14 protein-coding genes are annotated in these 18,252 nt (G+C 53.3%); 12 read left to right on the top strand and 2 right to left on the bottom strand.

The features are described 5' to 3' along the window. Positions 1-102: 102 nt before the first annotated feature. From FHS18_RS00150 to FHS18_RS00110, 9 genes are all read left to right on the top strand, one after another. Positions 103-1,842 (top strand): sensor histidine kinase, encoded by a 1,740-nt coding sequence (locus FHS18_RS00150; RefSeq protein ID WP_183595740.1) that lies wholly within the window; start codon positions 103-105, stop codon positions 1,840-1,842. Continuing rightward, positions 1,839-3,200 (top strand): response regulator transcription factor, encoded by a 1,362-nt coding sequence (locus tag FHS18_RS00145; RefSeq protein WP_183595739.1) that lies wholly within the window; start codon positions 1,839-1,841, stop codon positions 3,198-3,200. Before FHS18_RS00150 ends, FHS18_RS00145 begins: the two co-directional genes overlap by 4 nt. Positions 3,201-3,375: 175 nt before the next feature. Further along, positions 3,376-5,055, top strand: a complete 1,680-nt coding sequence (locus FHS18_RS00140; RefSeq protein ID WP_183595738.1) for an extracellular solute-binding protein — start codon at positions 3,376-3,378, stop codon at positions 5,053-5,055. A gap of 75 nt (positions 5,056-5,130) precedes the next feature. Further along, the gene (locus FHS18_RS00135) at positions 5,131-6,021 is read left to right on the top strand and encodes an ABC transporter permease (protein WP_183595737.1); all 891 of its coding nucleotides are present in this window, start codon (positions 5,131-5,133) and stop codon (positions 6,019-6,021) included. 12 nt (positions 6,022-6,033) lie between these two features. Next, positions 6,034-6,918 carry a carbohydrate ABC transporter permease gene (locus tag FHS18_RS00130; RefSeq protein WP_183595736.1) on the top strand — a complete coding sequence of 295 codons (885 nt, stop codon included), beginning with the start codon at positions 6,034-6,036 and terminating at the stop codon, positions 6,916-6,918. 51 nt (positions 6,919-6,969) lie between these two features. Continuing rightward, positions 6,970-9,411 carry a glycoside hydrolase family 31 protein gene (locus FHS18_RS00125; RefSeq protein ID WP_183595734.1) on the top strand — a complete coding sequence of 814 codons (2,442 nt, stop codon included), beginning with the start codon at positions 6,970-6,972 and terminating at the stop codon, positions 9,409-9,411. A 283-nt stretch (positions 9,412-9,694) separates the two neighbouring features. Then, entirely contained in the window at positions 9,695-9,835 is a 141-nt protein-coding gene (locus FHS18_RS00120) for a hypothetical protein (RefSeq protein ID WP_183595732.1), read from the top strand. A gap of 360 nt (positions 9,836-10,195) precedes the next feature. Further along, complete coding sequence (locus FHS18_RS00115; protein WP_183595730.1) at positions 10,196-11,089, top strand: helix-turn-helix domain-containing protein; 894 nt, start codon at positions 10,196-10,198, stop codon at positions 11,087-11,089. A gap of 124 nt (positions 11,090-11,213) precedes the next feature. Continuing rightward, complete coding sequence (locus FHS18_RS00110) at positions 11,214-12,218, top strand: phytanoyl-CoA dioxygenase family protein (RefSeq protein ID WP_183595728.1); 1,005 nt, start codon at positions 11,214-11,216, stop codon at positions 12,216-12,218. A gap of 115 nt (positions 12,219-12,333) precedes the next feature. Here FHS18_RS00110 and FHS18_RS00105 read toward each other — a convergent pair whose 3' ends face one another. Next, positions 12,334-13,770 (bottom strand): hypothetical protein, encoded by a 1,437-nt coding sequence (locus FHS18_RS00105; protein ID WP_183595727.1) that lies wholly within the window; start codon positions 13,768-13,770, stop codon positions 12,334-12,336. A 98-nt stretch (positions 13,771-13,868) separates the two neighbouring features. Here FHS18_RS00105 and FHS18_RS00100 point away from each other — a divergent pair, with 98 nt between their 5' ends. Beyond that, positions 13,869-14,072, top strand: coding sequence for a hypothetical protein (locus tag FHS18_RS00100; RefSeq protein ID WP_221401159.1), 204 nt, complete (start codon positions 13,869-13,871; stop codon positions 14,070-14,072). 98 nt (positions 14,073-14,170) lie between these two features. Here the strand turns inward: FHS18_RS00100 and FHS18_RS00095 are convergent, their stop codons facing one another. After that, positions 14,171-14,377 carry a hypothetical protein gene (locus tag FHS18_RS00095; RefSeq protein WP_183595725.1) on the bottom strand — a complete coding sequence of 69 codons (207 nt, stop codon included), beginning with the start codon at positions 14,375-14,377 and terminating at the stop codon, positions 14,171-14,173. 357 nt (positions 14,378-14,734) lie between these two features. Here FHS18_RS00095 and FHS18_RS00090 point away from each other — a divergent pair, with 357 nt between their 5' ends. Next, on the top strand, positions 14,735-16,363 hold the full coding sequence (locus FHS18_RS00090; RefSeq protein WP_183595724.1) for a response regulator transcription factor: 1,629 nt from the start codon (positions 14,735-14,737) through the stop codon (positions 16,361-16,363). Positions 16,364-16,376: 13 nt separating this feature from the next. Further along, positions 16,377-18,146 carry a cache domain-containing sensor histidine kinase gene (locus tag FHS18_RS00085; RefSeq protein ID WP_183595723.1) on the top strand — a complete coding sequence of 590 codons (1,770 nt, stop codon included), beginning with the start codon at positions 16,377-16,379 and terminating at the stop codon, positions 18,144-18,146. Positions 18,147-18,252 lie beyond the last annotated feature (106 nt).

The raw sequence follows: 18,252 nt of genomic DNA, 5'->3' as shown, positions 1-18,252 counted from the left end.
CGCTTCCGGCTTTACAAGAGGGCGTCAGCGTTTCACCTTGTGTCGAAACGTATAGTGACAGACCCGCAGGCCGTGTTAATATGGTTGAACGGGAGGGGAACTATGATCAAACATATACTGCGCGCAGATTTTAAACAGGTCACCTTTAAGAATAGAATCATCTCGATTTTTATCGTGGGCAGCCTGATCCCGTTTATTTGTCTAGGGGTGGTGTCCTTCTATACGATCGATTCCATCATTACGAACAAGGTGGAAAGCTCGATTAAGAGCGAGCTGGAGCAAGATCTGCTCGCGATGGAGAACACGCTGAATAACTTGAACCACGTCTCCCAGCAGCTGGCCTTCGACGGCGGGACGAATAAATTGATCGAACAGCTCGAGCACGCGACTCAGCCCTACGAGAAATTGCAGCTTCGCAACGAGATCAAGAGCGAGCTGAACGTGATCGTATTCTCCAATCCGAATGTCGGGCTGACCATGTATTACGCCCCGGATACGCATACCTATGATTTCGAGAATTTCTTCGTCCGCGATAACCGCTTCGAGCCGGGCGAGCTGCCCGTCATGGCGGAGTATCCGGATATTACTTATTTCGGCCCGCACTTAAGCATCAATCGCTCCATTAATCAGCCTGTCATCAGCACGATGCGGAAGGTCAATCTGCCGGAGCAGAACCTGTATCTGTATATTGAGACGGGATTTAACGTGCTGAAAAATATTCTCGAACCTACCCATGGGCAGACTTCGAAGCGCCGTTTGCTTATTCTGGACAACGACGATCGCATCGCCTATAGCCAACTCGGCGACCGCTTTCCCCAAGATCAGCCGTTCCCGAGGAACAGCCAGGAGACGGTCTCCGGCACCTACGGGAGCTATGCCTGGTATACCCAGATGAGCAATCAGGGGTGGAGTCTCGTGTCCGTACTTCCGAGGGATGAGCTCAACCGCGAGAAAAACCAATGGCTGCTGCAGATTACCGGCTTCTTCCTATTCTTCCTGCTGGCAGCGGTGTTGACCGCGTGGATTCTGTGGAAAATGGTCTACCGTCCGCTCGACCGGTTCAACAAGGAGATCAAATCGCTGCTCCATTCGAACGTCAAGGAACCGACCGACGCGATCGACATTCCGGAATTCGACTATCTGCTGTACCAGATCCGCAATATGAAGACCAAGATCTGGGATCTGTACGGGGAGATTGAGCAGAAAGAGAAGCGAAGAGCCGATCTGGAAGTCGAGAAGCTCTTATACCAGATCAATCCGCATTTTCTGATGAACACGCTCGATACCGTCCATTGGCTCGCGACGATGAATGGCCAAAAAGAAATCGACAAGCTGGTGCTTTCCCTCAACCGGCTGCTCAATTACAATTTAGGCAAAATGGGCGAAGCGACGACGATCGGCGACGAGATCGAAGCGTTAAAAGAATATTTGACGCTGCAGCAGATTCGCTATGACTTCCGGTTCGATGTCGATATCGACGTGGAGGAGGAAGCGATGTCGCTGACCATTCCGCGCTTTATTCTGCAGCCGCTCGTCGAGAACTCGCTCTATCACGGGGTGAGCGACGACGGTTACATTCATGTGAATATTCAACTGAATGATGAATTGAAAATTACGATTCAAGATAACGGCGCCGGCATGTCGCAAGAGAGGATCGACCAGCTGCTGCAAGGAGAAGCGGAAGCGAGCAAGCGAATGGGGATGGGGATCGGCATGCGGTACGTCAAGCGCGTGCTGGAAGCCAACTACGGGGAACGGGCCCGGTTCTCCCTGAAGAGCGAGGTTGGCAAAGGAACGACCGTCTCGCTGATCATTCCGGTGAATGGAGCTGAAGAGCGATGATTCGAGTATTGATCGTGGACGATGAGAAGATCGTCCGTAAAGGAATTGCGACCTTTATGCCATGGCAGGATTACGGCATGGTCGTGGTCGGAGAAGCGAATAACGGGGAGAAGGCGCTGCAGTTCATGGAGAGCAATAAGGTGGACTTGATGCTGACCGATCTCTCCATGCCGGTGATGTCCGGAATCGAATTAATGCGCGAGACAAGAACGAAATATCCGCATATTCAAATCGTGGTGCTGACCTTGCATCAGAGCTTCGAATACGTGCAGGAGGCGCTGCGGCTCGGAGCGGTCGACTATATCTCGAAGACGCAGCTGGAGCAGGAACGGCTGGAGGATGTGCTTGGCCGTATCGCGGCCTTGATGCGCCAGAAGGGAACCGCTCAGGCTCCGGCGGTCCCGAATAAGGGGGATTTGAGCCAAGCGGACGAAGCGTATGTGCTGTATAAGCTGGCAGACGCAGGGGATGAGGCGAAGCCGGATGATAGCCTGGCGGAGGGGGCCGTCGAAGCGGATGCGGGGGTATGGTATTGGACCGCCCGGCCGCAGTCCGTCGTTACGGGAGCGGATGCAGCCCTCGTTTGTTTCCGCAATTTGGCCGGGCTCGACCACAAGTCGGTGATGCACCTGTTGCGGGTATACCGCAATCATGATCTGTTCTACGATTACGATCCTGCGGGAAGCTGTATCGTCGTCCCTGACAGCGGAACTGTCTTGGAGAGGAACAAAGAAGAAGCCAGCTTCTCGATTAGCGAATTCAAGCAGAGCTGGCTGTCTTCGGAGTGGATCTTCGATGAGGTGTTCTTCGAACAGCGGATCCAAGAGCTCAAAGCGATGAGGCTTCCGCCGATTCGGCTTGCGAGAATGTTCTACACGCTGACCGATGATTGGAACAAACTGTACCAACATATCGTGACGGAGCCGATCGAGATCGAGGATACGTTCGCCAGCTGGTTCCGGTTCGAGAGGTGGCTGAGAGAAGCAAGGGAACGCCTCCTCCAATCCAACCTGAAGCCCCAATATTCGGTGGAGATCCAGGCCAGCATTACGAAGGCGATGAACATGGTGCAGCAGATGATGGACAAGCCGGCGAGCGCGGCCGAGATGGCGCAGCTGGTCAATATGAGCGGCAGCTATTTCAGCCAATGTTTCAAGCAGATTACCGGGCAGACCTATACGGACTATCTGCGGGACATGCGCATCGAGCGGGCCAAGGAGCTGCTGAGAAACACGACCAAAACGATTCAATGGATCGCGGAGCAAATCGGGTACAACGACGAGAAATATTTCAGCCGCCTGTTCAGGGACCATGCCGGTATGCTGCCAAGCGAATATCGCAAGCAAAATAGACCCTAAAGGCGCGCAGGGTAGAAAATTCGTCCGAAACAAGGTAGAACTTTTTCGGACGGATTTTTATTTTGCCGACTATATTCAACCTGAATCCGTCGCGTGGTCTATCCCGCCTTCCGCCGCATCTTCACTATAATCGAGTTGTACAGCAATTACAGTTGACCTAGGGGGAAGCCTTAATATGAAAAAAGCGAAAACAGGTTTGGCGCTATTACTCGTGGCGGCCGTTGCGGGATTAACCGCCTGTAGCAGCAGTGAGAACGGCAATAACCAGGAATCTTCCGCATCATCGAATACGGGAGCGAACGCGGAAGCCGTCATCGATCCGATGGCGAAATTCCCGGAGCCGGTCGAGGTCGGCATCGGCCGGGCCATCGATCCCAACTATAAGTTTGAGGGCAGCGATACGGCGGAGGACAACGCTTATACCCGCTGGCTGAAGGATACCTATAACATTGTCGTGAAGCATACCTGGGAAGCATCGATCGCGGACTACAACCAGAAGGTGAGCATCTCGATCGGTAGCAACGATTTGCCGGACGCCATGCTGGTGAACGAATCCCAAGTTCGTCAAATGGTGAAGGCGGGCCAGCTGGCCGACCTGACCGAGGTATACGGGAAGTACGGCAACGAGAGACTGAAGCAAATTTACGAGTCCAACCCGGGACTGCTCGATAATGTCACGTTCGACGGCAAGCTGTATGCGCTTCCGGAGACAACGTTGCCATCGGCGCCGCTGACTTGGATTCGCCAAGACTGGCTCGATAAGCTGAGGCTGCAGCCGCCGAAGACGCTGGAGGACCTCGAGAATATCGCCAAGGCGTTCGTGGACAACAAACTGGGCGGCGACAACACGATCGGTATAATTGGTACGGGTCAAGGCGGCTCGCTGTATTCGAACTTCCTGGCGTCCAGCGACCACTTCATGAATTTCTCCCCGTTGTTCTTCGCGAATGACGCATATCCGGGCATCTGGGTGAACGGCGAGGACGGCAATGCGGCATACGGCTCCATCTTGCCGGAGACGAAGAACGCGCTGGCCTTGATGAAGGGTTGGTACGACAAAGGCATTCTGGACAAAGAGATCGGACTGCGCAAGAGCAGCCAGGAAGTGATCTCCAGCGGCCAAGCCGGTATTTTCTTCGGTCCTTGGTGGTCGCCTTACAACTTGACCGATTCGATCAAAAACGACCCGAACGCGAACTGGAAGCCGTTCGTTGCCCCGCTCGACGCGGAAGGCAAATTCAACTCCAACCAGGCGACCGGCAGCACCTTCATCGTCGTGAAGAAGCAGTTCAAGCACCCGGAAGCGGTCATCAAAATGCTCAACATCCACGTATCGGAGAAGGATCCGAGCTATGCGACGGCGGTAGGGAAAGAGTTGACGAGCCAGGAAATCCCGTTATTCCTGATCATGGGCCACGGCGACCAGCTGGACTACGCGGTCAATACGACGCAGAAGGTATTGAAGGGCGAGATGACGCTCGAACAAGTCGACAAGCTGAACTACGGCTTTACGTATGAGCTGTCCTCCCACGTCAAGGACGTGAAGCTGGAGCCTTATGACAACTACGATATTCAGTACTGGAACAAGGACGACGATTTCTTCTCGCATCTCTATGCGCACTTGAACGGCGGTTCCGCCTTCATCAATGCGGACATTAACTGGGTGAGAAGCCTGGCGACGGCCCAGACGCAGACGATGCAGACCAAGTGGACCAATCTGAAGAAGCTCGAGGACGAGACGTTCCTGAAGATTATTATGGGCGGCGCTTCGATCGACGAATTCGATACGTTCGTGACCAAGTGGAAGGAACAAGGCGGCGACCAGATCACCAAGGAAGTCAACGAACTGAAATAAGACGCAATCGTTCAACAACGCTCAAGACGGGTGACACGGTTCACTCGTCTTGACTTGATTAAGGGGATAGACAGCATGCGCAATAAAGCGTTCTATAAACATTATTATCTGATGCTGCTGCCTGGCCTGCTCTGGCTGTTCTTCGTGAACATCTTGCCGATGCACGGCATTCTGATGGCGTTTAAGGATTTCAATGCCGGCATGGGCGTCTTCCGCTCGCCATGGGTCGGGCTGGACAATTTCCGGTACATGTTCGAACTGGACGACAGCCGGATTATTTTCAAGAATACGATCTTCATCGCGCTGCTCAAGATGGTCGGCAATCTGATCGTGCCGCTGATCTTCGCGCTTATGCTCAATGAGGTGCGGCATCGGCTGTTCACCCGTTCGGTGCAAACGGCGGTCTACCTGCCGCATTTTCTGTCCTGGGTTATCGTAGCCGGCATTATGCTGGATATCTTCTCCTATACCGGCCCGGTGAACCGGCTGCTGTCCTCATTCGGCGTGGAGCCGCTCCTATTCTTCGCGAAGCCGGAGCTATTCCCCGCGCTAGTCGTAGCGAGCGATATTTGGAAAGAGTTTGGTTTTGCCGCGATCATCTTCTTCTCGGCGCTCACGTCGATCAACCCGGAGATGTACGAGGCGGCCGCCATAGACGGGGCTTCGCAGTTCAAGCGGCTGACCCAAATCACGCTGCCGAGCATCGTGCCCGTCGTTGTTCTGGTCGGCACCTTAAGCATGGGGAATATTCTGAACGCGGGGTTCGACCAAATTTTCAACCTGTACAATCCGACCGTCTATTCCACCGGCGACATCATCGATACATGGGTGTATCGGGCGGGTCTGATCGACATGCAATACGGCTTGGCAACGGCAGTCGGGCTGCTCAAGTCCGTCGTCGGCTTCGTCATGATTTCGATCACGTATGGCCTGGCGTACAGGTTTGCGAACTACAGAATTTTCTAGGAGGTGTAACGCTTGGTCGAGGAACGCTCGTTACTTTCTAAGGTGGGCAACGGACTCAATGTGGTTCTGTTGATCTTGATTACCCTCCTTTGTCTCTTGCCTGTCTGGTATACCCTGGTCATATCGCTTAGCGATAAAGCGCCGGTTGCAGCGGGGCAAGTCTTCGCATGGCCGAAGCAGTTCACCTTCGGCTCGTATATGGCGATCATGGAGGATCCGCAGTTCTTCCGTTCGTTCTGGATTTCGGTGCAGCGCGTCGTGTACGGGGCGGTGATCACCTTCATCGTCGTCCTCTTGATGGCTTATCCGCTGTCGAAGTCGTCCGACGAGTTCAAGCCGCGGAACGTCATCATGTGGCTGCTCGTCTTCTGCATGCTGTTTAACGGCGGCTTGGTTCCGTGGTTCATGACGATGCGAGATATCGGATTAATCAATAACATCTGGGGCTTGGTCCTGGGAGGCGGGCTTCCCGTCTTCAACGTCATCCTGGTGATGAACTATTTCCGCAACCTGCCGAAGGAGATGGAAGAGTCCGCCCTGATGGACGGCGCCGGCCCATGGCGGATCCTGCTCGGCATCTATCTGCCGTTAGCCAAACCGGTCATGGCGACGATCCTGATCTTTACGGTCGTGGGGCACTGGAACGAATTCTTCCAAGCGCTCGTGCTGATGAACAAAAACGAAAATTATCCGCTGCAGTCCTATATTCGGCAGGTCGCGGTCGTGGTCAATACTTCGCAGATGGACGCGGAGACGGCCAAGCGGATGACAAGCCTGTCCAATCAGACGCTGAACGCGGCCAAAATATTCATCTCGATGCTGCCGCTGCTCGTGATTTATCCGTTCTTCCAGAAGTATTTCGTCAAAGGCATTACATTAGGTTCCGTTAAGGGCTAGGTAGCAAGAGTAGGAAGCAAGAGTAGGAAGTCAGGGAGGAAGGGCTTAACCATGTTAACCAGCGAAACGATACATCCGGATAAAGGCGGAACGCTGACGCTCGGCGCCAGCGACTGGCGGATCGGCACGATCCTCGCCGCCGATGAACGGGAAGGCGCGTATTACTTCAGAGGCGAGAACGCGACGCTTATGCTCCAGCCGGTGAACGGCTCCGTCGTGCGCGTCAAGCTGCTGCCGGACCACCGGGAAGACAAGCACACCACGATAGCGGTACAGCCGGAAGCTTTCGTTCCGGTAGCGTCGCTTCTGACGGAGGAGCCTGATGGCTACCGACTGGCCTTGCCAGAGGTCACCGTGGCGATTCGCAAGGAGAATGCGCTGCTGGCATTCTATACGGCGGCAGGCGAACTGATCTCGGATGAAGCGGGACTTTACCGGTCCGGACGGGGGCAATACGGTTGCCGCAAGCGGATGGAGCCGGACTCGCATGTCTACGGACTAGGCGAGAAGACGGGCTTCCTGGACAAGAAGGGCGAGAAATACGACATGTGGAATTCGGACGTGTATGACCCGCATGTGCCCGAAATCGAGGCGTTGTACGTATCCATCCCGTTCCTGATCCATTTCCGGTACGATAAGCCGGCTTACGGCATCTTCCTCGATAATCCGGGGCGCTGCTCCTTCGATATGCGTTCGGGCAACGATTCCTACACGTTCCAGACCACCTCGGGGACGATCGATTACTACTTCGTGTCCGGACCCGATATGAAAAGCGTCATCCAAGGCTACAGCCGGTTGACGGGGACGATGGATCTGCCGCCGGCTTGGGCGATCGGGTACCACCAATCCCGGTACAGCTATATGAGCCAGGAGGAGGTCATGACGCTTGCCTGGACGTTCCGGGAGAAACAGATTCCTTGCGACGTCATCTATCTCGATATCCATTACATGGATGAATACCGCGTATTTACGTTCGACCCGGTGCGGTTCCCAAGACCGCAGGCGATGATCGAGGAACTGAAGGCGATGGGCATCCGCATCGTGCCGATCGTCGATCCCGGCGTGAAGAAAGACCCGAGCTATGCGGCTTATCGGGAAGGCATCCGGAGCGATTATTTCTGCCGCAAGCTCGAGGGAGAGCTGTTCATCGGCAACGTGTGGCCAGGCGCCAGCGCGTTCCCCGATTTTACCGAAGAAGAGGTGCGCTCTTGGTGGGGCGAGCAGCATCGGTTCTATACGGATATGGGGATTCACGGCATCTGGAACGACATGAACGAACCGGCCGTATTCAACGAGAGCAAGACGATGGATCTCGACGTCGTGCACCGCAATGACGGCCGCCCCAAAATGCACCATGAGGTGCATAACTTGTACGGCATGCTCATGTCGATGGCTACGCAGCAAGGACTGAAGCAGCAGTTGGACGGCGAGCGGCCGTTCGTGCTCACTCGCGCAGGGTATGCCGGCATTCAGAAGTATGCGGCGACGTGGACCGGGGATAATCGCAGCTTCTGGGAGCATCTGGCGATGTCGATTCCGATGGTGCTGAATTTGGGCTTGTCGGGCCAGCCATTCTCAGGCCCGGATATCGGCGGCTTCGCGCATCATACGTCGCCGGAGCTGCTCGCCCGCTGGACGCAGGCCGGCGCCTTCTATCCTTACTGCCGGAACCATAGCGTGCTGGAGTCGATTCGTCAGGAGCCATGGGTGTTCGGTCCGGAGATCGAGGATATCTGTAGAACCTACATCCGTCTGCGCTACAGTCTACTCCCGTACCTGTACACGCTGTTCCATGAGGCGCACGAGACAGGGCTGCCGGTTATGCGACCGCTCATTCTGGAGTATCCGCACGATCGCCAGGTCTACAATTGCTGCGACCAATTCCTCGTCGGCCAAGACCTGCTCGTCGCACCGATCCTGCGCCCGAGCACCGAATACCGGACGGTCTATCTGCCGGCGGGCGAATGGATCGATTATTGGAGCGGCGAACGGTTCGCAGGCGGCCAGCATGTGATGGCGCATGCGCCGCTGGAGCGTATGCCGATCTACGTCCGCGCGGGGGCTGTCATCGCGGAGCTTCGGGATGAGTCGTGGAAGCCGGTCCTTGATGCGGGAGCTCAGATCGTACTCACCATTCGCAGCGCTCAGGCAGGAACGCGCGTAACCGGACGTTGGTATGAGGATGATGCCAGCACCTATGCCTACGAACAGGGAACCTATAACTTGCTGGAAGTAGCGAGTGCATTCGATGAGGACGCGATGACGCTCGACCTTCGATACTTGTCCAAGGGAATGCCTAATCAGCGGGCGACCATGGAGATCGAAGTTAACGATCTGAACTTCGTACCGAAACAGTTGCTCGTCGTCACTTCGGAAGGGGATGTAGAACTGGAAGCGCAAGGCGGAAGCTGGTCGTTGGACGCGGCGTCGTCCAAGCTGAAGCTCGTGCTGTCTAATGCGTTCGAGGCAATTACGATTAAGGCGGTAGGGTAGTCTAATCCAGCATGTCGGCAGCAGGCAACAACAGGTTCAGCTGTCTTTCAAAACGATTACGGTCTGCGGACCGTAATCGTTTTTTCTATTGCAGCCGACTACCGTCGCGTGATGGAGGTGCGGATTTTTGTATTGCGATTTTCGCCGCTCTCTACAATAATCGTAGATTGTGATAATGATCACATCGCTAACTTCGAAGCAGAGCTACAATAGCCATAGAAAGAACTTCACGGTTACTAATCCGTTTTTAATACAATGAATCATTCACGAAGGAGTGGGAGAAATGGAAGTTATGTTCTTAATCATGGGATTAAACGCAGCGCTGATCGTTGTACTGGGCATTCTTGTAAAGGGCGCTTTGGACATGGAAACGATCGATAAAACCTATCCGACCGGTCAAACATTGAATGGAGGCGTGAAATAATGGATGCTATGGCCATTTACCTTTTCTTCTTCGGTATGCTTGCGTTGCTGGCTGTCGGATTGCTCGTACCTGCCCACTATATAACGATTCCAGAAGACGATGGCAACGAGGTGAAATGAGCCGAGACGGAACAGGAACACTTTGATGACTCTTTTAAACCAGTCCCGTATCGTGAGACAAACAGGACAGACAAGACACCTTCAAGGGAATGCTTCCATGTCATGAGATGTGGAGGACAACTTGGAGGTGTTTTTGCTTGGCTAATTATTGTACTGTGATACTGCCGGAAGCAGACGTATAATGGACGGAAACGATGCGTTCTTGCAAGGCTTACGCTATCGAAGAGGGGGACTGCCAGCCATGGCGCAGCAAGCATCTTCCATTCACGCATTGGGCGACATAACGGTTAAGGCGGGTTCCGTTCTGGAGATGCGCTCGATTTCCGACTTTGAGCTCGTCTATTTTCCATCGGGCACGAACACGCGCTACCAGAACGCAAGAGGGCTATTCCTGCTCAATACCCCGGGATTCGTATTTACCTGTCCGGGGGAGCCGCATGAGTACCGGTTCGATCCGCATGTGCCGACCCGCCATCTGTTCATTCATTTCGAATCCCCCTTCTTCCGGGAGGCCATGCGCTCGCAGACCGGAGCGGCCGCTCTGCCGGCAGACTGGAAACCGCTTGAGGGCGCCTGTCTGGTGCCTACGCTCATGAAGCAGCTCTTGATGCTTGTCCACGCCAAGCCGGAACGGTGGCGGATGCGGGCGGACGCCATCTTGGCCTGCGTGATTGAAGAATGGATGGCTCTAGGCAAAGCCGCAGATGATTCCGGCCAGCAGCTGCCTGTTCCGCTCCAGCTCGCGGTCGATTATATGGAGCAGCAGCTTGGACGGCAGGTGAATATTGAAGAGATTGCGGCCAAGTCCGGCTGGACGCACGAGCATTTTACCCGCGTCTTCACCCGCACGTTCGGCATATCGCCGCAGCAGTCGCTGATCGAACGCCGGCTGCGGCGGGCCGAGCAGCTGTTGATTCGCGAGGAATGGACGATCAAACGAGTCGCCCTTGAGGTGGGGTTTACCGACGAACATTATTTCTCACGCATGTTCAAGCGGTCAAGAGGGTTGTCCGCTACCGAGTTCCGCAAGCGCTTCGCTGACCCGAAATACCGGCATCTGTCCGTGGTCGATGATGTAGAAGGCCCGTATCCGAAGAACCGGCACTTTGTCGTGCTCGATCCGATGTCCGATTAACCGCTCCCATGAACACAGATCAAATCCGTCCAGTTTCTTGCAGGTTCCCTCCATTGAACGAAACCGTTCCCCCGAGCGACAATAAGGGGGAGCAAGCAGCCATAAGAGGTACAGGAGGGATACGATGGTCAGTTATTCGCCGCAAGCCAAGCCAAGAGCGAACAGATACTATGTGCAGGTCGAACAATACAAGCAGTATCACCGGGACGGATTCGTGAAGGTAGAAGGGCTGATTGATCCAATTGAGATCGAACGCTACAGGTTATGGGCGGAGCGGCTTAGAATCGAGAACGAGGCCAAGCGCGAACTCGCCTCTGTCGAGAGCACGGATCCACTCAAAGCGGAATTCGCGGAGAAAACGAGAGTCCACATGATCTCGAGGCAGCATCGGGAGGGCGAGGAGCTGATGCTTCATCCGCGCGTGCTCGATGTATTGGAAGCACTGGTCGGCCCTGACGTGTATGCGCTTCAATCCATGCTGTTCTTCAATCCGCCGGGACGAGGCGGCCAGGGTTGGCATCAGGATGCCTATTATATCAAGACGCATCCGGATACGCTCGTCGGAGCCTGGATCGCTTTGGAGGACGCGGACGAAGAGAATGGCTGCTTGTGGGTGGCGCCTGGGTCGAACCATGAACCGATCTACCCCCCTGAGAGCCGCCATGGCGGGAGCGTGCATGCCGAAGGCGCATTCGCCGATCTGCATCCGGTCTCGAATGTGAGCCATCTTGACGATGAAGTGAATACGCTTGCCAAAGTGGTGGCTAATTATCCGCCGCCGATCTCGGTTCCTATGAAACCCGGTGACGTATTGTTTTTCCACTCCCACTTGTTTCACCGTTCGTTCCCGAACCGGACTGCAGACCGGTTCCGGCGTTCCTATGTCTGCCACTATTGCAACGCCCGCTCCTTCGTACCTTGGGATCATGACGGCTATGAAGGCGAGAGCGGCAACTACCGGCAGATCCTGGCACGCGGCCGCACGAATTTGCCTTATGCCGAGCCTCAGTTCGGCACGGAGGTCTCCATTACGCAGCATGACGAGACGATGGATTCGCAGACGGTATCGATGATGGGAATGGAAGACGGGAATATGATGCCGATCGTGGACAAGAAGACCAGCCATTAGCAGTCGGTTATCCGCATGGTCCACTGGTGCCGTATCCGGCGGCACCGGAGGATCAAGCAGAGCCCAAGCTTTACACCGGCTGGTGGAAGGAGATGGTGTGCCATCAGGCCCCGGCCTATTCTTTTCGCAGTTCCCTGCGATCGCTCCACCATCTGAAGATAACGAGCAACCCAAGAATAATGCCTACGATGAGCCCTGTAAGCGTAATGAACAAGGCGATGTATTCAAAGACCGAATAGGCTGCGAGTTTGGACCAATCGATGTCGCCTTTCAAATCCTCGATAACCTGATTCATGCCGTAGATTCCGCCGACGACCGTATAGAGCGTCAGAATAAGCAGGAGATTGTTCTGGCTCTTCGAGCGGTGACCCTCTTGGTAGCGGAGCAGCTCCGCCAACGTTTCTTTCACATCCTCGAATAATTCATGACTCCCGAACGAATTGCGCAGCAGCTGCACGATTTCGCGTCCCTGGACGCTGGCGGACAACTCGCTGAAGTAATATTTGGCCGAGAATTTGTTGATTTGCCGAATAAGGCGCTGCACGGACCTATGATCGCGCTCGACATTCAGATGGGAGTATTGATTGGCCAGCTTGAGGAGGGAGATTTTGTGGAACAGGCTCATTAACAGACCGTAGTAATGCTCGCCAAAATGCTGGGAGAGCAATTGATTGCAGCGAGTGTCGGTGTCCCTGGTGAGCACGGAAAAAGTAGTTTCGTTCATCATGAAAAAAGTATCGGGCGCCCATCGCTCGTATCCGTGCCGCTTCACTTGCTCATCGATATAGGCATGGTTGCCGGCGCTGATGTATGCAGCTCCGCCGTCAGTGATCCCATCCAGATACATAGCCCGGAACGAATCTGCAGCGTTGATGCGCTCGCTCTCCTTAAACTGGAACATGGCCTGCACATACATGCGTTCATCCACGAAGAAGGGAAGCGTTTCAAAATAGGCTCCTTGGGTCACCTCATTATCCAGATGCGCCAGCATCGTACGGACGATCTCCCGAAAAATATAATCTTCGATCTGCTTATACTCGTTCGCGCTAATCTGAACCGATGTCTGCTTATCCTTGGCCGATACGTCCTGCAAGACGCGAAAACGGTCTGCGAACTCCAGCGCTTCGCTGAAAGTCAGATCCGCATGATCGAGCTCGATCCGAAGCGTAATAAACCCAAGGTGGAATGGGCACAGCACAACTTCCGCGGCATGCAGGATGAACGGAATATCCTGCGAGGCCATGTGCAGCATGCACGATTGCCCGATCGGCTTGGCGAATCTCCGGAATCCTTCATCGTCGTCCAGATTACGAGGGAATAGGATACAACAGGCATAGGGCATGAAATACCGTTCCATATCCTTATGAGATACGCGGTAGCGTGGTCCGTAAAAAGCATGCTCCTGCTTCAAATCATCCAGCCGGAAGGGCACAAAACCATCCTGCTCAAGCTCCGTCATCAGCTGCTTGCTGCTTCCTGTCTTATATGCGAAGGGGAAAATAAACTGCAAAACCGCACGCTCGAGCGGCTTTTCGTCTACATGCAAACTCATCTTCGTATTCCTCCATCACAACCCTCATGCACCTTAATACCACCGCTGCCACAGCATAAATCAGACGGAAGAACGATCCATACCGATTCTGGATGAAGATGGTGCTCGTGGAGAATGATGCCTTCGCCTTTTCGCGTTTGATGGCTTTAATCAACTCTATCGACGCGGACCAGCATACGGTCATTGTCATGCAGGTTGAGAACGAGATCGGGCTTCTGGGTACCGATCGGGATTATTCCGAAGTGGCAAATGAGGCATTCGCGCAGGACGAAGCAAAAAATGCGCCATTAGAGCATCGATGAAGCTGTATCATGAGTTTGATAAGCAGAAGAAGGGACCTTTATACACAAAACGGACTGCTCAAAAGAGCCGTCCGTTTTTTAGGATCATGCAGGGCATTTTATGACTGCGTTTGCTTCATTTTTTTGTCCTTCTTTTTCAACTTGGGAAACATGAAGAGAGCCGGTACCCCTCCCCATTCGTAAAACTCAACTAAACCGTATGTCTCAGCCATGCTGTAGACGGCTAAGAAGGGTAAGAGACCGATAGCAAGAATCGCAAACAGGAACCCGAAGGAAATGGTTTTCAAAATCTCGCCTGTTTTCATCAAACCAACTCCATATCCAATTGGATTTGGGAAATCGTTCAATTTACATCGTACTACGATATAAATATGAAAAGGCCCATGTATAAATGCCATTTTAATACTTATCGAAATCATTGAGTCAGTCAACGGTACCTCTTCTTACGATTACAGCACCGAAGCGGCGTATATCGAAGGCATGTGATGCAGCTTCGCGATTCCTTGAAGGTGCCGCGGCTCTGCTTGCATATCCAATTTTTGAGCAAAGACCTTCTTTGCAACCAATCCGCAGAAGGGTAAAATGGCATAAAGAAGAAATCGTGAAAGATGAAGGAAAAACGAAGCATGACTATAATCCAGAGGAAAAATCGAGGGATGCCCATGTATAAACTGATGATCGTGGATGACGAGTTGCTCATGCGGGTCGGAATCCGTTCCATGCTGGATTGGGAGGAGCAGGGCTTCCGTATTATTGGTGAATCCGGCAACGGTAAGGAAGCGCTCGAGCTCGCGATCCAAGCTTCACCCGACCTGATTATTACGGATATCAAGATGCCCGTTATGGATGGGCTTCAGCTCATACGCGAGGCCGCAAGCTTGCTCAAGACCTGCAAGTATGTCATCTTAAGCAACTTTGACGAACTCCATTATGTGAAAGAGGCACTCAAGCTAGGCGCTTCCGATTACTTGATCAAGAGCGAGATTACAGCGGACACGCTCGTCGAACTGCTAACCTCCATGAGACAGAAACTGCAGGCAGATCGTGAAAGCCTGGGTAAGGCCCCCGTTATTCCGTACGATGTTTCGCAAAGTCTAAGCCATCTGAAGGAGAGCTATTTCAATGATCTTGTAAGCGGCTTCATTAATGAAAAGGAGGCGGTTGCGAAGGCGGAAGAGCTGCATTTTCGCGTAAGCTCGTCTAAACTGACCGTCATCAAATTTATCGTGAACCATTACGAGGATGTGAAGAAGAAATATGTGGAGAAGGGAGAGAAGCTGCTGCGCTTCTCGATCTTGAATATTATGGAAGAGATCATTCCCTCCAAGTGGGTGAAGGAGATTGTCGTCGAGAGCTCATCTCAATATTGGATCATTGTGAATACGTCCCTCGAAGGGGGCTCTGTACGCACCGATATCGAGCGGCTATGCGGCAAGCTGCTGGCTTCTATAAAGGATTTCATGAACCTATCGCTCACGGCCGGCGTTAGTACGGTCGTATCCGGCTTTGGCTTCATCAAACAGGCCTCTCAAGAGGCGGAATCTGCCCTGCAGCAGAGTTTCTACACGGGTACCGGAAAGGTGCTGTTCTACGAAGATGCGGACAAGGCGCCAGCTAGGAAAGCGGTGGATGTGATCCTGAATCCGGAGCAAGAACAGGAATTTGCTACGGTGTGGGTGAGCAAGGACGAGAAGAAGGCAGGGCAATTTCTCGAAGGGATTCGCGCAGGGCTTGAGACGCAGCGGGCGGATGAGGACAGTATACGCGAGAAATATATTCGGCTAATGGAAACGATGCATACCCATCTATCAGGGGCTTCGCAACGATCACGGTCTGCTTATACGGAGCAATCGCCCTACAAGACGGTGCTGAAAGGGGAGTGCTGGGAGGATATTCACCGAGGCGTGCTCGCTCACATCGGATATTGTTTTCAAGCGGATTCCCAATCTCTCCAAGACTGCACGTATTCGGACCTTGCCGTCGACATCATTAACAAGTATTATGCCGAGGATATTTCGCTGCAGAGCATAGCCAATCAGATCAACGTCAATCCGTCTTATCTTAGCCGCATGTTCAAGCAAGAGCGGGGAGAGAACTTCATCTCCTACTTGACGCGGGTCCGGATTGAACGGGCCAAGGCGTATCTCATGAGCGGGAAGCTGATGGTGTATGAGGTTGCGGACAAGGTAGGCTACCACAATTACACGTACTTCAGCAAAATCTTCAAAAAATCCGTCGGCGTCACGCCCGAGGAGTATCGGGAGCAACAGCAAAGCTTGACTAGTCCGTGAATAGAGGTGCATCATGCGGCAGCGAGTCCAACCCTTTCGAATCAAAACCAAAATCATGGTCATTTGTTTGACGGTGATCATTCTTCCGGTATTCGTCATGACGATCAATACGTATTACTCTTCCGAACGGCTCTTGGAGCGGAACTATACGAACTTGCTGAACGATCTTGCCAAACAGACGAATATTCGCATCGACGAATTCTTGAAGGAGATTGAGAAAATCTCGCTGCTGGCCAGCAACGGACTCAGCAGCAGCTTATCCGCGACGCGCGAAGGAAGCTACCCGATACAGGATTTCCTGCGGGACGGCGGCGAGCAGAACGAGAATGCCGCCTACAATATTCTGATGAACTATATCATGATGAAGGACCGCGTCTTCTCCATTTACCTCTATAACCTCAACGGGGGGACTGATCTTTACGTGAGTCCCAACCAACCGATCGACAAGGACTTCAAAGTGGCAAACGAATTGTGGTTTAAGAAGTTCCTGCATACGAATGACCGAACGATAACGCTTACGACCCGTATCGATGAGCAGCTGAAAAATAAAATACTGGCGGTCTCGCACGCTCGAAAAATATATGATGTGGCCACCGGACGGCTCTTAGGCGTGATGGTTGTCAGTATCGATATCAAATTCGTTGAGATCGTCAACCGCAATCTTCAAGAAGCGCTTCGGTCGAGGTTCATGATCGTCGACAGCGACGATAAAATCGTGTATAACGTGAATGACCAATTGATCGGTACCTTGTTCAGGGACAATGTCCGTCCTGACGAATCGTCGCATGTCGTCGTGACCAGCCCTCTCAGCCAGCAGGAATGGACGACCTACTTGTATATGCCATTGGACGAGCTTACTGCAGACGGCGCAATACTGGGACGCAATCTCGTGACATTGGCGATCGTGATGTCTCTCTTCGCTGCCATTATTTCGGTTTTTCTATCCCATGTGATTACAAGACCCATTAAGAAGCTCATGCGCAACATCGTTCTGGTGGAGAAGGGGCAGTTCGAACAAGTCGAACATATTCGTTCCCGGGATGAAATCGGGCAATTGTCGATTCGCTTTAATAAGATGTCGTACGAATTGAAGCGGCTGGTCGAGAGGATGCAGCAGGAGGAGGTCGACAAGGCGGCGGCCGAGATGCGCGCGCTGCATGCTCAGATTAATCCACATTTTCTGTACAACACGCTCGGGTCGGTCAAATGGATCGCGTCCATGCAGCAAGCGGACAAGATCGTGAAAATGACGGAAGCGCTGATCTCGATGCTCCGTTATGCAACAAGATCCGACGGAACTCTGGTGGCTATTCGCGAAGAGCTGGATAATATCACGAATTACGTGACCATCCAGAACGTTAGATACTATGGATCCATTCAGATGAATTACGAGATCGAAGAGCATCTCCTGGACTATCGCATGCCCAAAATGATTCTCCAACCGATTATCGAAAACGCGATCTTCCACGGCCTGGCCGGGCTCGAAGAAGAGGGCAGCATTAGGATCCGGATTCAAGCCCGAGGCGGCGATATCGCCATCGAAGTTCACGATAACGGCGTTGGCATGGATCAAGAGACGGTCCAAAGCCTGATGGAGAATAGGCCGGATGCAGGCGCCGGAACCAAGGGGATCGGGCTGCATAACGTTAAGCGGCGGGTTCAGCTCCATTTTGGCCATCCTTACGGGGTATTGGTGGAAAGCAAGCCAAACGAAGGCGCGATGTTTACCATCCTGCTGCCCGCCATATCGAGCCTGCCGGGCGGCGAATCTAGCCGAATGTAGCCGAATCTTGAACACTCCCACCACCTAAAGAGGTGGGGGATTCTTGGATTGTCAAACCTATTGGTTTGAAGTTGTCCTGCTGGTGCAGAACCCCAAGAGAAGCTGT

It is taken from the genome of Paenibacillus phyllosphaerae (genome assembly GCF_014192105.1).
GTDB lineage: Bacteria > Bacillota > Bacilli > Paenibacillales > Paenibacillaceae > Paenibacillus_Z > Paenibacillus_Z phyllosphaerae.
This window is presented reverse-complemented; position numbering and strand designations above follow the sequence as displayed.

What these genes read in the sequence shown, in the direction of transcription:
- FHS18_RS00150 (WP_183595740.1), top strand. Translation starts at nt 103, where the DNA reads ATGATCAAACATATACTGCGCGCAGATTTTAAACAGGTCACCTTTAAG.
- FHS18_RS00145 (WP_183595739.1), top strand. Translation starts at nt 1,839, where the DNA reads ATGATTCGAGTATTGATCGTGGACGATGAGAAGATCGTCCGTAAAGGA.
- FHS18_RS00140 (WP_183595738.1), top strand. Translation starts at nt 3,376, where the DNA reads ATGAAAAAAGCGAAAACAGGTTTGGCGCTATTACTCGTGGCGGCCGTT.
- FHS18_RS00135 (WP_183595737.1), top strand. Translation starts at nt 5,131, where the DNA reads ATGCGCAATAAAGCGTTCTATAAACATTATTATCTGATGCTGCTGCCT.
- FHS18_RS00125 (WP_183595734.1), top strand. Translation starts at nt 6,970, where the DNA reads ATGTTAACCAGCGAAACGATACATCCGGATAAAGGCGGAACGCTGACG.
- FHS18_RS00120 (WP_183595732.1), top strand. Translation starts at nt 9,695, where the DNA reads ATGGAAGTTATGTTCTTAATCATGGGATTAAACGCAGCGCTGATCGTT.
- FHS18_RS00115 (WP_183595730.1), top strand. Translation starts at nt 10,196, where the DNA reads ATGGCGCAGCAAGCATCTTCCATTCACGCATTGGGCGACATAACGGTT.
- FHS18_RS00110 (WP_183595728.1), top strand. Translation starts at nt 11,214, where the DNA reads ATGGTCAGTTATTCGCCGCAAGCCAAGCCAAGAGCGAACAGATACTAT.
- FHS18_RS00105 (WP_183595727.1), bottom strand. Translation starts at nt 13,770, where the DNA reads ATGAGTTTGCATGTAGACGAAAAGCCGCTCGAGCGTGCGGTTTTGCAG.
- FHS18_RS00100 (WP_221401159.1), top strand. Translation starts at nt 13,869, where the DNA reads ATGGTGCTCGTGGAGAATGATGCCTTCGCCTTTTCGCGTTTGATGGCT.
- FHS18_RS00095 (WP_183595725.1), bottom strand. Translation starts at nt 14,377, where the DNA reads ATGAAAACAGGCGAGATTTTGAAAACCATTTCCTTCGGGTTCCTGTTT.
- FHS18_RS00090 (WP_183595724.1), top strand. Translation starts at nt 14,735, where the DNA reads ATGTATAAACTGATGATCGTGGATGACGAGTTGCTCATGCGGGTCGGA.
- FHS18_RS00085 (WP_183595723.1), top strand. Translation starts at nt 16,377, where the DNA reads ATGCGGCAGCGAGTCCAACCCTTTCGAATCAAAACCAAAATCATGGTC.